Raw genomic sequence first — 14,424 nt, 5'->3', positions numbered from 1 at the left:
CCGGCTGCCCGGTGTCACGGCGAAACAGGACGCGAGCGCGGTGGCCGGCGCCGTCACCCTCGTCGTGGGCACGGACTTCAACGGCATCCGCTGACCGGCCCGGACCCCGCCCTCCACACCCCCTCCACCTCGCTCTCCACACCGGGTCGGCAGCCCGTACGGGCCGGGGCGGCCACACGTTGTCCACAGCCGTACGGAGGAGACCGGCGGAAGGTGTGGACAGGCCCCGAGGACGCCGAACGAGCGCTGTCCCGCGTTGTCCCCCGCCCGTCTCCGCGTCTCGTACGGGAGTGGGCGGAGGGAGACGGCGCGTACCGGGCCGAACCGGACGGGCGCACCGGCGGTGGAACGGCCGCCCCGCGCCCGTACCCACGACGGCGCCGCAGCCCACCCCCGGTCGGCCCCGGCGGACGCGGTCCCGGCACAAGCCCGGTCAGCGGTACCCGCGGACGCCGGCCGTCGTGGTGCTCATCGGGGGGTCCTTCCGTCCCCTCGCACGACCATGGCGGCCGTGACCGCGAGCACGGCCAGCACCACGAGCGCGGCGGCGGGTCCCAGCACGGTCCAGGGCGCCAGCTCGGCGTAGGGCTGGTTCTCCGACAGCAGCCGCCCCCACTCCGGCGCGGGCGGCTGCTGTCCCAGGCCCAGGAAGCCGAGCGAGGCCAGTACCAGGACGGCGGTGGGCAGCCGCAGCAGGGCGTTGCGCAGCAGCGGCGGCACCAGCGCGGGCAGCAGGTGGCGGCGCAGCAGGTGCCGCCGCCCGGCACCCAGCGCGACCGCCGCCGCGATGTGGCCGCTCGCCCGCTCCTGCTGGAGGAGCGCCGAGGTCTGGGCGGCGTACGGGCTCCAGCCGACCACGCACACCGCGAGGGCGGCGCCGAGGACCGAGGGCCCGGTGAGGCCGGTGACCAGCAGCCCGGCCAGCACGGCGGGGAGCGTCGCCACCACGTCCGTCAGCCCCGCGCTCGCTTGCGCCGCCATGCCGAGCAGTACGCCGAGGACCACGCTGACCGCGGTCACGGCCGACGCGACGGCCGCCGTGCGCAGGGCGCCGTGGGCGAGGCGGGCCAGCAGGTCGCGGCCCAGCGAGTCCGTCCCCAGTGGATGTTCCGGGGACGGCGAAAGCAGCCGCGCCGCCGTGTCCACGTGCAGGGGATCACGCAGCAGCCCCGCCGTGACCAGCACCAGCAGTACGAGGGCGCAGGCCCCGGCGACGTACCGCGACGACCCCGGTACGGGCTGCGGCGGGCGGTGCAGCGTGGGCAGTGCGCCTTCGCGCAGGGCGGGGCCGAGCAGCCGGTGCCGCACGGCCCGCAGCCCGAGTCCCGCGGCCGTCCCCAGCAGGATCAGCGTGAGCGTCCCGGCCTGCAGCACCGGCAGGTCCTGGGCGATGGCGGCGTCCAGGACCAGCCGGCCGACCCCGGGGATGTTGAAGACCCTCTCCACCGCGACGGCGCCGCCGACGAGCGCGACGACCGTGGGCAGAAGCTGCGGCAGCACCCCGGGCAGGGTGCGGCGCAGCGCGTGCCGGGCCGCGTGGCCCGGCGGGAAGCCGGCGGCGTACCAGGTGCGCGCCCAGGGCTCGTTGAACGCGGCGGGCAGCGACTGGTCGAGCAGCCCGCCGATCATCGCGCCCGACGGCACCCCGAGCGCCAGCGCGGGCAGCACCATCGAGGCGGGCCCGTCCCAGCCGCTCGACGGGAACCAGCCCAGCCAGACCCCGAACACCGTGGCCAGCACGGAGGCCAGCAGGAACTTCGGCAGCGCCGCGAGCACGGCGGCCCCGGTGCCCGCCCGGCCGTGCCGCAGCCGCCGCCGGGAACCCAGGAAGACCGTACGGGCGGAGACGAGAGCGGCGACCGCGACGGTGACCAGCAGCGCTCCGAGCACCAGCGTGAGCGAGACCCCGAGCGCGGCGGTCAGCTCCGGCAGCACCGGCTCGCCGGACACCCAGGAGGTCCCGGCGTCCCCGCGCAGCAGCCCGCCCAGCCACTGCCCGAGGAGCGCGAACGGCCCCTCTTCCAGGCCGAGTCGTTCCCGTACGGCGGCGAGCGCCTCCGGCGTCGGGTCCTGCTCGGCCGAGCGGGTCCGCAGTACGGTCAGCGCGGGGTCGGTGCGCGAGAGCCAGGGCAGCAGCGCGACCGTGACCAGCAGGGCGGCGCCCGCGAGGACACGCCCGGCCCCGGCCCGCCACGCGAACGCGAAGCGGCGGACCGGGGCCGTGGGAGTCGTGTCGCTCATCTAGCGCAGGTGCGTGTCGGCGTCGATCAGGGAGCGCTCGCGCGGGTCGAGCAGCACGCCCTCGACATCGGCGGCGATGCCCTGCACGACCCTCTCGTGCACCAGTGGCAGCACGGCGTCGGTGCGCAGGATCTCCGCCTCGGCCGCCATGATCTTCTGCCGCCGCTTCTCGGTGTCGCCCTCCTCGGCGGCCGCCGTGATCGCCTTGTCCACCGCCGGGTCCTCGAGGCCGGCGATGTTGTAGACGCCCTTGGCCGTGTAGTCGCTGGCGAGGTACGACACCGCGTCCCCGGTGTCCAGCAGCGTCACCCGGGAGAAGACCAGCGCGTCGTACTTCCCGGCGAGCAGGTCCGCCTCCATCTGCGTGTACTCGCGGACGTCCTGCTTCACCGTGAACCCGGCCTTCTCGAGCTGCTGCTGGAGCACGGTCGCGGCCTCGGGCAGTTCGCTGCGGTTGGTGTAGGTGGCCAGCCGGAGCGTCTTGCCCCTGGTCTTGGACTTCACCTGCGAAGTGCTCGCGGCCTTCGCGCGACCGGTCACCTCGGCCCGCGCGTCCGCGGCCCAGGAGACGCCCGGGCCGAACAGACCCGTGGGCGCGTCGGCGTACCCGCCGAACACGGAGTCGACGAGCACCGAGCCGTCGACGGACTCCCGGGCGGCGGCGCGCAGGGCGGCATCGGTGAAGATTCCGCTGCCGGTGTTCAGGACGAGGCTGTCGGTGCGTACGGACGGCACCTCGTGGCGGGTGTCCTCGGCGAGCAGCTTCGCCTGCGAGGTGGGGATCCACTCGGCGATGTCGACATCGCCGCTCCGCAGCGCGTTGGCACGTGCGGTGCCGTCGGCGATCCACGTCACGTCGACACCGGCGGCCTTCGCCTTTCCGCCCCAGTAGCCGTCGAAGCGGTTGAGGACGGCCTTGGACTTGCCGGTCAGTTTGGTGATCGTGAAGGCGCCGGTGCCGGTGCCGACCGGGCTGACGGTGCCGTCCTTCGCGTACGCCTTGGCGGAGAGGATGCCGAGCGCCGGGCTGGCCAGCCGCAGTGGGAGCACGGGGTCCGCCGCGCTGGTGGTGATCCGTACCGTGTCGGCGTCGTCGGCCTTGGCGGTCAGCGCGACATCACTGAGCACGCGCGGCTTGGTCGCGGACCCGTTCGCGTGGTCGAGGGCGTTGACCACGGACTCGGCGGTGACCGCGGTGCCGTCCTGGAACGACGCCTTGCGCAGCTCGAAGGTCCACGTGGTGGCGTCGACCCGCTTCCAGGACTTCGCGAGCGCGGCCCGCGCGGTGCCGTCCTCGCCGAGCGTGGTCAGCCCCTCCGCGACGGACAGCTTGCTGAGTACGGTGGCGTCGTTGCTGTACGGGGAGAGGGCCTGGACGGGCGGGACGGCGAGCGCGACCCGCAGGCGCTCCGCGCCGCCCGAGGCCGGACCGGAGTCGCCGTCGCCCGCCGCGAAACAGCCGGCAAGGAGGGGCGAGAGCGCGAGTACTGCGATCAGACCGCGGGTGGGGGTGCGCATGGTGAGAGGTGTCCTGTCGTACGGGTATGCAGACGCTTCCGGCGTACCGGGCGATCCGGAAGCCGCGTCAGCATATAAGGCAAGCCTTACCAAGTCCGTACCGGGATGTATGAAATCTCAACCACTGAACCGACGGCCCCTCGCCCGCCCCGCCCCGCCCCGCCCCGCCCCGAGCCGCGCGGCGCGGCGCCGCCCACGGAGAAGCCCCGGATCTCCGGCCCGGGGCTTCTGTCCGGAACGGGTGACGAGAACCGAACTGGCGCCCCGGGCTCGGGAATCAACGGCGCTTGCACCACCGAGACGCCTCCGACCTGCTTGTTTCGCTTGAAAGGGAGAAGGGCGCGGAGGGGGCGCGGCGGGGCGGCGGGCAACCGGTCACGAAGTACGTCTTCATCGCGCGGGCGGCACCCGAGAGGTCGTCGGTCCTCGTGCGGCGTCTCCGGCTCCCGGAGCCCTGATCAGCGCGCCCGGACATACGTCATTCTGGTACATGGACTACGGTTGGTACATGTCGATGAAGCGCACCAACGTCTACGCCGACCCGGAAGACCTCGCGATCATCAAGGAAGCGGCCAAGCGCCGCGGCATAAGCGAGGCTGAGATCATCAGGCAAGGCATCCATCTCGCCGCGATGGCCAACCGGGTGTGGGACGAGCCGCTGTTCTCCCGTACCTTCCCCGGCCCGGGGCGCACCCTTCGCAAGGACGACGTGCGTGACGCCGTCACCGACGCCGTCCGGCGCGAGACGGATTCCGGAACCGCCGCGTGATCGTCGTCATCGCCGATACGTCCGGCCTGCTGGCCGCCCTCGACTCGACGCATCCGGAGGGTGAGGCGGCCCAGGAAGCGATCATGGCCGCCGGGCTGCTCGTCATGTCTCCGCTGCTGCTGGCCGAACTCGATCACGCGGCTGCCCGGGAATTCGGCCGCGAGGCCGCGGTGAGCGCGATCGAGGACATCCGGGGCTGGATGCGCCGCGGCCGGGTCTCCGTACCCGAGATCACCGAAGAACGCCTGGGCGTTGCCCAGTCCGTCCGTGCCCGCTACGCGGGACTCGATCTCGATCTGGCTGACGCGGTGAATGTGGCCCTGGCGGCCGACTACGACACCGACGCGATTCTCACCCTGGACCGACGCGACTTCCGCGCCGTCCGCCCGCTCGGCCGCCACAAAACGTTCCGAGTCCTGCCCGACGACTTGCCCCTCTGACAGGCCCGGAGGCGCCAACTGACGCTTCCTGCGGGGCTTGGAGTCCGCAGGAGAGGTTCCGAGAGTGCGCTACGCCTGAGCCGCTCCAGACAACAAAGAAGCCCCGGGCCGCTGGCCTGGGGCTTTTGCTTGGAGCGGGTGACGAGAATCGAACTCGCGCTCTGAGCTTGGGAAGCTCATGTTCTACCATTAAACTACACCCGCGCGGCGGGCCGTTGATCGGCACCGCGTCGTCGGACAGTGTACCCCACCCCCGGCCCCGTGTCTGTGGTGGCGGTTTTCGTGTTCGGGTGGGGGCGTACCTTGGTGGGCGGAGTGCCGCCTGGAGGGGCGTCCTCTTCATCCCCTAATGTGGCGTTCTCGTCCAGGCTTTGTTGGGGAAGGGACTTGATGGACTTGATGGAGCCCACCGTCGTCCGTTGTGCCGAAGGGCACGTGTTCAGTACCACATCGTTCCCATTGCAGCGGCTCGGAGCCGGCCGGATCGGGCCGGGACGGCTCATCCGCTGTCCGCGCTGTGCCCGGCTGCGGAATGCCGTGCCGGTGGTGCTGGAGCAGCGTTAGCGCAGGGAGTGAGGGGCGCGCGGGACCGTTCGATTGGGGCGGGCCCGCGCGTTCTGCGTATCCTCGGGGCGTGCTTCTCTCAGACAAGGACATCCGGGCCGAGATCGACGCCGGACGCGTGCGTATTGATCCGTACGACGAATCCATGGTGCAGCCCTCGAGCATCGACGTGCGGCTCGACCGCTACTTCCGGGTGTTCGAGAACCACCGTTACCCGCATATCGACCCGGCTGTGGAGCAGTCGGATCTGACGCGGGAGGTGGAGCCGGAGGGGGACGAGGCGTTCATTCTGCACCCCGGTGAGTTCGTGCTGGCGTCGACGTACGAGACGATCACGCTGCCGGACAATCTCGCGTCGCGGCTGGAGGGCAAGAGCTCGCTCGGACGGCTCGGGCTCGTCACGCACTCGACCGCCGGGTTCATCGACCCCGGCTTCTCCGGGCACGTGACGCTCGAACTGTCGAACCTGGCGACGCTGCCGATCAAGCTGTGGCCCGGCATGAAGATCGGGCAGCTGTGCATGTTCCAGCTGAGCTCGCCCACCGAGTTCCCGTACGGCTCCGAGCGGTACGGGTCGCGCTATCAGGGACAGCGCGGGCCGACGGCCTCGCGGTCCTTCCTCAACTTTCATCGGACGCAGGTGTGATGCCGGGTATGGGTAAGAGTGACGTGCGGGAGAACCTGACGTACGAGGGGTTCGGCAACGCGGTGCGCGAGCTCGCGCAGACCATCGCCGACGACGGGTACGAGCCCGACATCGTGCTGAGCATCGCGCGCGGCGGGGTCTTCGTGGCGGGCGGGCTGGCGTACGCGCTCGACGTCAAGAACATCCACCTGGTCAACGTCGAGTTCTACACCGGGGTCGGTACGACTCTGGAGATGCCGGTGATGCTGGCGCCCGTGCCGAACGCGATCGACTTCAGCAACAAGAAGGTGCTGATCGCCGACGACGTGGCGGACACGGGCAAGACGCTCAAGCTCGTGCACGACTTCTGCCTCGATCATGTGGCGGAGGTGCGCAGCGCGGTCATCTACGAGAAGGCGCACTCGCTCGTGAAGTGCGAGTACGTGTGGAAGCGCACCGACGAGTGGATCAACTTCCCCTGGTCGGTCGCCCCGCCGGTGATCCGCCGGGCGGGACAGGTCCTCGACGCCTGACACAGCGGAGAAGCAGAGAAAGCGGAGAAGCGGAGAAGCGGGAAGGGCCCCGGCGCGGTGTCGCGCCGGGGCCCTTCCTCCGTTGCCGTGCGTGGTGCGTCAGGGTGCGTCAGATCGTGCCCAGCTTGATCAGGGACAGCAGCGCCACCAGCTGGATCGCGGACGCGCCCAGGGCCTTCTGCCACGGCAGGTCGTGCGACTTGCTCACCATCGAGGTGAACAGGGCGCCCGCCGCCAGCCAGGTCACCCAGCCGAGCACCTGGACCAGCCCGTTCTCGCCGCCCAGGAACAGCGCGAAGACCAGGCGCGGGGCGTCCGACAGGGACATGATCAGCATCGAGAGGCCGACGGTCGGCTGCCAGGAGCCGTTGCCGCCGAGCTGGCGGGCGAGGGTGTGCGTCACCGCGCCCAGGATCAGACCGCAGACGACCACCGCGACACCGGTGGTGAGGACGTACGGGATGGCGTTGGACAGGGTCGCGTTGATGACCTCTTCGCGGGCCTTGTCGAAGCCGAAGATCGCGAGCAGCCCGTAGAGGAACGTCACGGCCAGGGCCGGGCCCCAGACCGGGTAGTCGCGCATCTGCCAGAACGTCGGCCCCGGGCGCAGCACCATGCCGCTCAGCAGCTGCTTCCAGTGCAGGCGCGGGCCCGCGGGCGGGGCGGGGCTGTCGCCGGCGTGGTAGGTGCCGCCGTCGCCGTACGGGTCCTCGCCGATGCTGAACGCCTGGGTGTGCCCCGGATTGTTGTTGCTGTTGGCGTACGGGTCACCTCCGGCGGGGGCGCCGTGGCTGCCGTGACCGCCCGGGGCGTGGCCCTGGTGCGAGTGCGGGTGCGGGTCGCCGAAGTATTCGGGCTCGCCGTGCTGTCCGCCGTACTGCGGTGCCTGCGGCCACTGCTGCTGGCCGTACGGGGTCTGAGGCGGTGCTGCCTGCTGCCCGTACGGCTGTTGCTGCCGTTGCTGCGGTTGCCGCTGCGGTTGTTGTCGCGGGGTGCGGTTGTCCCGGCCGCGTCCGATCCTGAATCCAGCCACGAATCGAACGTACCTGGTCCGGATGGGTGGCATGCCGGGCCTGCGGCAACAGGCCCGGCTTTGCGGCCGAGCTGTGACATCCCCTAGGGGGTCTCGGGGGAGGCCGGAGGGCCGTACGGGGCAGCGCCGGCCGGTGGAGAAGACCGCCGTGGAGAAGCCGCGGAGAAGGTGACGCCGCCCTCGGCGGCCGAGGGGTGCAGCGCGATCAGGTCCGCCGTCCCGCCCCGGTGCGTACGCACCACCGTGGCCGCCTTCTGGTCGCCGTCGGAGTCCGCGTGGCGCAGGACGTCGGTGGCTGTCGGCAGTACCGCGCAGCTCACCGCCGTCACCGCGATCCCTGGTCGCACGGCCCACCTCGCCCGTATCGCGAGTTGTCAGTCGGCACATGATGCTCGCTTCCGGCCGTTGCGTTGAGGCGACGGACCGGTCCGGACGGCACAGGACACCGGTTGCCGGCCGGTGGAGGCGCTGTGCCGTCCAGCGTGCGTACGTCATGTACGTCATGTGCGTCACGTACGTACGGATCAGCGGCCGGGGCGGAGGCGGAGGAAGGGGGACGGGGCGTCAGTTGGCGGCGTTGCCACCGAGGACGGGAGTGCCGGTCGTGGAGACGCCGACGTCGGACGGGCCGATGGAGCGGGCGCCCGCGGTCGTGATCCTGGTGCCGTCGGACGGGAGGTGGGTGAGCAGGCCGTTGCCGCTGTTCTCCCCCATGGACCCCACGACCAGGTCGGCCTTGCCGTCGCCGGTGACGTCGTCCAGCTTCAGTTCGCTGCCGAAGAAGTCGCCCTTCTCGTCGGATCCGGGGACGCCCGCGGTGTTCTGGGTGAAGTACTGCACGCCGCTGGTGGTGCTGAGGCCGGACGTGGTGCCGTACAGGACGTAGACCGAACCGGCGTCGACGACGTCGCCCAGGTTCTCGCCGTAGGCGCCGATGGCCAGGTCGAGGAGACCGTCGCCGTTGACGTCGCCGAGGGACAGCTCGCCGCCGAAGCTGTCGTTGGTCTCGGAGCCGCCGGGGAGGCTGCCCGAGTCCTGGTGGACGGCGGTGACCGAGGCGGGACCGCTCGGCGAGCCGTAGGTGATGTACGCCTGGCCGCCCTTGTGGGCGTTGGGGACTGCCATGTCGCCCTCGACCGCGTCCCACTCGACACCGCTGACGATGTCGCCGTACCCGTCGCCGTTGATGTCACCGATGTCGGTGATGACGCCGGGCTTGAGCTTCTTGACGCCGGTGGCCTTCAGGCCGGCCGAGGTGCCGGGGACGAAGTAGTTGGCGTTCCAGCCCTCGGGGGAGTCGTTCTCGAAGCCGTCGGCCACCAGGTCCGTACGGCCGTCGCCCGTGACGTCACCCGCGGTGAGGTTGATCAGCGGCGAGGCGGAGCCGGACATGATGGGGAGCTTGACCGTGTAGCGGCCGCCGGCCGTGCCGGTCTTGGAGATGCCGCCCTTGAAGACGTGGAAGGTGTGGGAGGTGGAGCCGACGGCCAGGTCGTCCCTGCCGTCCCCGTCGAAGTCGCCCGCGGCCAGCGAGCTGCCCCAGTTGTCGTGGGAGGAGACGGCGGGGTCGGAGAGGGTGGTGCCGCCCTTGAGGCCGGTGGACGAGCCCCACAGGACGGAGACGGTGCCGCCGTCCTTGTCGGTGCCGACGTCCTCGTACTCGGCGGCTACGGCGAGGTCGTCGTAGCCGTCGCTGTTGAAGTCGCCGTAGGCGCTGTTCCAGCCGTAGGCGTCGCCCGTCTCGGCGCCGCCGGGGACGCCGGTGGTGTTCTGGCTGAACGTCTGGCGCTTGGCGCCGGAGACGCCGGAGGCGGTGCCGTACAGGACGACGATCTGGCCGGCGTCGGCCTTTCCGGCGACGTGGGCGTTGCCGGCGGAGAAGGCGACGTCGCCCTTGCCGTCGTTGTTGAAGTCGGCCTGGGCGGTCTTCGTCGGGTCGGCGGCCGAGGCGGGGCCCGCCGTGACGGCGAGCAGCCCGCCGGTCAGCGCGGCTGCGGCGGCGGTGGCCAGGGCGGTGCGGAGCTTCTGGTGCATGCGGGGTTCTCCTGCGGCATGCCGGGGTGCGCGGGGCATCCAGTCAATGGGGTGCGTTACGCCTGTGTTTGCGCCGGGTTGGCGGTGCAGACATGAGGTGTTCGGCGCAGAGGAGACCATCGATGGGGCAGGAGAGTTGTACGAGACCCGAGTGAAAGTCCGAGGACTCCGCGGCGGCGCGCCCCGTACGCCGACGGCCGGCCCCGCCGGGAAGGCGGGACCGGCCGTCGGTGTGCGAGAGGTGTGCGAGAGGCCGGTTACGGAACGGGCTGCTGATCCGGGGCCGGCTCGGGCTCTTCCGTACCGGACGGGCCGGCCGGGGTCTTCACCGAGTCGAGGAGCAACTGCGCCACGTCCACGACCTGGAGGGATTCCTTCGCGGCGCCGTCGTTCTTCTTGCCGTTGACCGAGTCGGTGAGCATGACCAGGCAGAACGGGCAGGCTGTCGAGACGATGTCCGGGTTGAGGGACAGGGCCTCGTCGACGCGCTCGGTGTTGATGCGCTTGCCGATCCGCTCCTCCATCCACATCCGCGCGCCGCCGGCGCCGCAGCAGAAGCCGCGCTCCTTGTGGCGGTGCATCTCCTGCTGGCGCAGGCCCGGGACGGCCGACATGATCTCGCGCGGGGGCGTGTAGACCTTGTTGTGGCGGCCCAGGTAGCACGGGTCGTGGTACGTGATGAGGCCCTCGACCGGGGTGACGGGGACCAGCTTGCCCTCGTCGATGAGGTGCTGGAGCAGCTGCGTGTGGTGGATGACCTCGAACTCGCCGCCCAGCTGCGGGTACTCGTTCGCGATCGTGTTGAAGCAGTGCGGGCAGGTCGCGACGATCTTCTTCGACGACTTGGGCTTGCGGGTCGACGGGTCTTCGTCGTCTTCGCCGTACGCCATGTTCAGCATCGCGACGTTCTCCTGGCCGAGCTGCTGGAACAGCGGCTCGTTGCCCAGGCGGCGGGCGGAGTCACCGGTGCACTTCTCGTCGCCGCCCATGATCGCGAACTTGACGCCCGCCATGTGGAGCAGCTCGGCGAAGGCCTTGGTGGTCTTCTTGGCCCGGTCCTCCAGGGCGCCCGCGCAGCCGACCCAGTACAGGTACTCGACCTCGGACAGGTCCTCGATCGTCTTGCCGACGATCGGCACCTCGAAGTCGACCTCCTTGGTCCACTCGACGCGCTGCTTCTTGGCCAGCCCCCAGGGGTTGCCCTTCTTCTCCAGGTTCTTGAGCATCGTGCCCGCCTCGGACGGGAACGCGGACTCGATCATCACCTGGTAGCGGCGCATGTCGACGATGTGGTCGATGTGCTCGATGTCGACCGGGCACTGCTCGACACAGGCGCCGCAGGTGGTGCAGGACCACAGCACGTCCGGGTCGATGACGCCGTTCTCCTCCAGCGTCCCGATCAGCGGGCGCTCGGCCTCGGCCAGCGCGGACGCGGGCACGTCCTTGAGCTGCTCCGCCGTCGCCTTCTCGTCGCCCTCCATGGTCTTGCCGCCGCCCGCGAGCAGGTACGGCGCCTTGGCGTGCGCGTGGTCGCGCAGCGACATGATGAGGAGCTTGGGGGAGAGCGGCTTGCCGGTGTTCCAGGCGGGGCACTGCGACTGGCAGCGGCCGCACTCGGTGCAGGTGGAGAAGTCGAGGAGGCCCTTCCAGGAGAACTGCTCGACCTGGGAGACGCCGAAGACGGCGTCCTCCGCCGGGTCCTCCCAGTCGATCTCCTTGCCGGCGGAGGTCATCGGCTGGAGCGCGCCCAGGGCGGTGGCGCCGTCGGCGTTGCGCTTGAACCAGATGTTCGGGAACGCCAGGAAGCGGTGCCAGGCCACACCCATGTTGATGTTGAGCGAGACCGTGATCATCCAGATCATGGTGGTGCTCAGCTTGATCATGGCGAACAGGTAGACCAGGTTCTGCAGCGCGCCGACGCCCAGGCCCTTGAACGCCAGGACCAGCGGGTACGAGGCGAAGTACGCGGGCTCGTAGTGGTCGACGTGGTGCAGGGCGCCTTCCAGGCCGCGCAGGACGTAGATGGCCAGGCCGATGGTGAGGATGACGTACTCGACGAAGTACGCCTGGCCCATCTTCGAGCCGGCGAACCGGGACTTGCGGCCGGGGCGCGAGGGGAGGTTCAGCAGGCGGATGACGATCAGCACGGCGATGCCGAGGGTGGTCATCGCGCCGATGAACTCGATGTAGAGCTCGTACGGCAGGAAGCCGCCGAGCACCGGCAGCGTCCAGTCGGCCTGGAACAGCTGGCCGTAGGCGGTGACGATCGTCGGCGGCAGCGTCAGGAAGCCGACCGCCACGAACCAGTGGGCGAAGCCCACGATCCCCCAGCGGTTCATCCGCGTGTGGCCGAGGAACTCCCTGACCAGCGTGACGCTGCGCTGGTAGGGGTTGTCGGTCCGGGCGCCGGCGGGGACCGGCTGGCCCAGTTTGAAGTAGCGGACGAACTGGCCGATGGCGCGGGCGAGCAGCGCAACGCCGACCACGGTCAGGACCAACGACACGATGATCGCGGCGAGTTGCATGAGGGGACTCCTCGGGCATGCGAGGGTGGGATTTTATGGGATTACTAAGCGGTAACTTAATCAGTCCGTGCTGAGCGTACCCACTTATGCCGCCGCACTGTAGTTGCGCAAGCGGTGATCTGTGTCGCGTAAGGGTTCCCTCAGCCCCGGGGGGCGAAGACCGCCGCGGCGGTGCGGGCGAGGATCGCCAGGTCGAGGCCGAGCCAGTGGTGCTCGATGTAGTGCAGATCCAGTATCTCCATCTCCTCCCACGGCAGGCCCGGCCGCCCGCTGATCTGCCACAGGCCGGTGATGCCCGGCCGCACCAGCAGGCGCACCCGGGTGGCCGACGGATGGCCCGGGGGCAGCGCGCACGGCCCGACCAGGGACATCTCCCCCCGCACCACGTGGAACAGGTGGGGGAGCAGGTCGAGGCGCGACCGGCGCAGCAGCCGGCCGGTCGCGGTGCGGGGGTCGGTGCGGAGCGTCAGCAGGCCGAAGGGACGCCCGGCCAGGCCGGCGCGGGTCCGGCGTACGAGAACCGGGCCCGGTGACGTTACGGCCGCGGCCGCGGCGGTGAGGAGCAGGACGGGGAGGGCGAGCAGCAGCAGGACGGGGGCGACCGTCAGGTCGAAGATCCGCTTTGCGGGCATGTGGTGTACTTTTTCATGCCTTTCGCCCCGAGATGGCACTCCATCGAGTGGCGGCGTGCCGTGTGCCTGCCCATAAGGGCCGCATAAGAGTTGAGTCTCCAAGACTCAGGTCTGTTGACGCGACGGGATCCGTCATGCATCCTTGAGCCTGTTCCACTCAAGTCAGCTGGAGGAATCGAAATGGCACGTGCGGTCGGCATCGACCTGGGCACCACCAACTCCGTCGTCAGCGTTCTGGAGGGCGGCGAGCCCACCGTCATCACCAACGCCGAAGGGGCCAGGACCACGCCGTCCGTCGTCGCTTTCGCGAAGAACGGTGAAGTGCTGGTAGGCGAGGTTGCCAAGCGCCAGGCGGTCACCAACGTCGACAGGACGATCCGGTCGGTCAAGCGCCACATGGGCACCGACTGGAACATCGAGCTCGACGGCAAGAAGTTCAACCCGCAGCAGATGAGCGCCTTCATCCTGCAGAAGCTGAAGCGCGACGCCGAGGCGTACCTGGGCGAGAAGGTGGCCGACGCGGTCATCACCGTCCCGGCGTACTTCAACGACTCCGAGCGTCAGGCGACGAAGGAGGCCGGCGAGATCGCGGGCCTGAACGTCCTGCGCATCGTCAACGAGCCGACCGCCGCCGCCCTGGCGTACGGCCTCGACAAGGACGACCAGACGATCCTCGTCTTCGACCTCGGTGGCGGCACCTTCGACGTCTCGCTGCTGGAGATCGGCGACGGCGTCGTCGAGGTGAAGGCCACCAACGGTGACAACCACCTCGGTGGTGACGACTGGGACCAGCGTGTCGTCGACTACCTCGTGAAGCAGTTCCACTCCGGCCACGGCGTGGACCTCTCCAAGGACAAGATGGCGCTCCAGCGTCTCCGCGAGGCCGCGGAGAAGGCGAAGATCGAGCTGTCCTCCTCCACCGAGACGTCGATCAACCTCCCCTACATCACCGCGTCGGCCGAGGGCCCGCTGCACCTGGACGAGAAGCTCACGCGCTCGCAGTTCCAGCAGCTGACCGCCGACCTGCTGGACCGCTGCAAGACGCCGTTCCACAACGTCATCAAGGACGCGGGCATCCAGCTCTCCGAGATCGACCACGTCGTTCTCGTCGGTGGCTCGACCCGTATGCCGGCCGTCGCCGAGCTCGTCAAGGAGCTCACGGGCGGCCAGGACGCCAACAAGGGTGTGAACCCGGACGAGGTCGTCGCCATCGGCGCCTCGCTCCAGGCCGGTGTCCTCAAGGGTGAGGTCAAGGACGTCCTGCTCCTCGACGTCACGCCCCTGTCTCTCGGTATCGAGACCAAGGGCGGCATCATGACCAAGCTCATCGAGCGCAACACCACGATCCCGACCAAGCGGTCCGAGATCTTCACGACGGCCGAGGACAACCAGCCGTCCGTGCAGATCCAGGTCTACCAGGGCGAGCGCGAGATCGCGGCGTACAACAAGAAGCTCGGCATGTTCGAGCTGACCGGTCTGCCGCCGGCCCCGCGCGGTGTCCCGCAGATCG

12 protein-coding genes and 1 tRNA gene are annotated in these 14,424 nt (G+C 70.1%); 5 read left to right on the top strand and 8 right to left on the bottom strand.

Features of this window, described 5'->3' with window-relative positions:
• Positions 1–468: 468 nt before the first annotated feature.
• Both ACWD0Y_RS33440 and ACWD0Y_RS33435 read right to left on the bottom strand, forming a co-directional pair.
• A complete protein-coding gene (locus ACWD0Y_RS33440) occupies positions 469–2,241 on the bottom strand; it encodes an ABC transporter permease subunit (protein WP_450264033.1) in 1,773 nt (590 codons plus the stop codon).
• The gene (locus ACWD0Y_RS33435; RefSeq protein ID WP_450264032.1) at positions 2,242–3,759 is read right to left on the bottom strand and encodes an ABC transporter substrate-binding protein; all 1,518 of its coding nucleotides are present in this window, start codon (positions 3,757–3,759) and stop codon (positions 2,242–2,244) included.
• A 508-nt stretch (positions 3,760–4,267) separates the two neighbouring features.
• Here ACWD0Y_RS33435 and ACWD0Y_RS33430 point away from each other — a divergent pair.
• Together ACWD0Y_RS33430 and ACWD0Y_RS33425 are read left to right on the top strand one after the other, a co-directional pair.
• The gene (locus ACWD0Y_RS33430) at positions 4,268–4,528 is read left to right on the top strand and encodes a ribbon-helix-helix domain-containing protein (RefSeq protein WP_450264031.1); all 261 of its coding nucleotides are present in this window, start codon (positions 4,268–4,270) and stop codon (positions 4,526–4,528) included.
• Complete coding sequence (locus tag ACWD0Y_RS33425) at positions 4,525–4,968, top strand: PIN domain-containing protein (RefSeq protein WP_450264030.1); 444 nt, start codon at positions 4,525–4,527, stop codon at positions 4,966–4,968. Before ACWD0Y_RS33430 ends, ACWD0Y_RS33425 begins: the two co-directional genes overlap by 4 nt.
• Positions 4,969–5,098: 130 nt before the next feature.
• Here ACWD0Y_RS33425 and ACWD0Y_RS33420 read toward each other — a convergent pair.
• A tRNA-Gly gene (locus ACWD0Y_RS33420) sits at positions 5,099–5,172 on the bottom strand.
• 430 nt (positions 5,173–5,602) lie between these two features.
• Here ACWD0Y_RS33420 and dcd point away from each other — a divergent pair.
• Positions 5,603–6,178 carry a dCTP deaminase gene (gene dcd / locus ACWD0Y_RS33415; RefSeq protein WP_093799907.1) on the top strand — a complete coding sequence of 192 codons (576 nt, stop codon included), beginning with the start codon at positions 5,603–5,605 and terminating at the stop codon, positions 6,176–6,178.
• Positions 6,179–6,186: 8 nt separating this feature from the next.
• Positions 6,187–6,690 (top strand): phosphoribosyltransferase, encoded by a 504-nt coding sequence (locus tag ACWD0Y_RS33410; RefSeq protein ID WP_450264029.1) that lies wholly within the window; start codon positions 6,187–6,189, stop codon positions 6,688–6,690.
• Positions 6,691–6,799: 109 nt separating this feature from the next.
• Here the strand turns inward: ACWD0Y_RS33410 and ACWD0Y_RS33405 are convergent, their stop codons facing one another.
• From ACWD0Y_RS33405 to ACWD0Y_RS33385, 5 genes are all read right to left on the bottom strand, one after another.
• Positions 6,800–7,723, bottom strand: coding sequence for a Yip1 family protein (locus ACWD0Y_RS33405; RefSeq protein ID WP_450264028.1), 924 nt, complete (start codon positions 7,721–7,723; stop codon positions 6,800–6,802).
• An 83-nt stretch (positions 7,724–7,806) separates the two neighbouring features.
• The gene (locus ACWD0Y_RS33400) at positions 7,807–8,070 is read right to left on the bottom strand and encodes a hypothetical protein (protein ID WP_450264027.1); all 264 of its coding nucleotides are present in this window, start codon (positions 8,068–8,070) and stop codon (positions 7,807–7,809) included.
• A gap of 217 nt (positions 8,071–8,287) precedes the next feature.
• Positions 8,288–9,757, bottom strand: a complete 1,470-nt coding sequence (locus ACWD0Y_RS33395; protein WP_450264026.1) for an FG-GAP repeat protein — start codon at positions 9,755–9,757, stop codon at positions 8,288–8,290.
• A 257-nt stretch (positions 9,758–10,014) separates the two neighbouring features.
• Complete coding sequence (locus tag ACWD0Y_RS33390; RefSeq protein ID WP_450264025.1) at positions 10,015–12,282, bottom strand: (Fe-S)-binding protein; 2,268 nt, start codon at positions 12,280–12,282, stop codon at positions 10,015–10,017.
• A 140-nt stretch (positions 12,283–12,422) separates the two neighbouring features.
• Entirely contained in the window at positions 12,423–12,914 is a 492-nt protein-coding gene (locus ACWD0Y_RS33385) for a sugar transferase (RefSeq protein WP_450264024.1), read from the bottom strand.
• 180 nt (positions 12,915–13,094) lie between these two features.
• Between ACWD0Y_RS33385 and dnaK the strand changes: the two genes are divergently transcribed.
• A partial coding sequence (gene dnaK, locus ACWD0Y_RS33380; RefSeq protein ID WP_450264023.1) for a molecular chaperone DnaK occupies positions 13,095–14,424 on the top strand: 1,330 nt, incomplete at its 3' end.

Source organism: Streptomyces altiplanensis, from assembly GCF_053591575.1.
The sequence above is the reverse complement of the archived record's forward strand: the minus strand, read 5'-3'. Positions and strand labels throughout refer to the sequence as shown.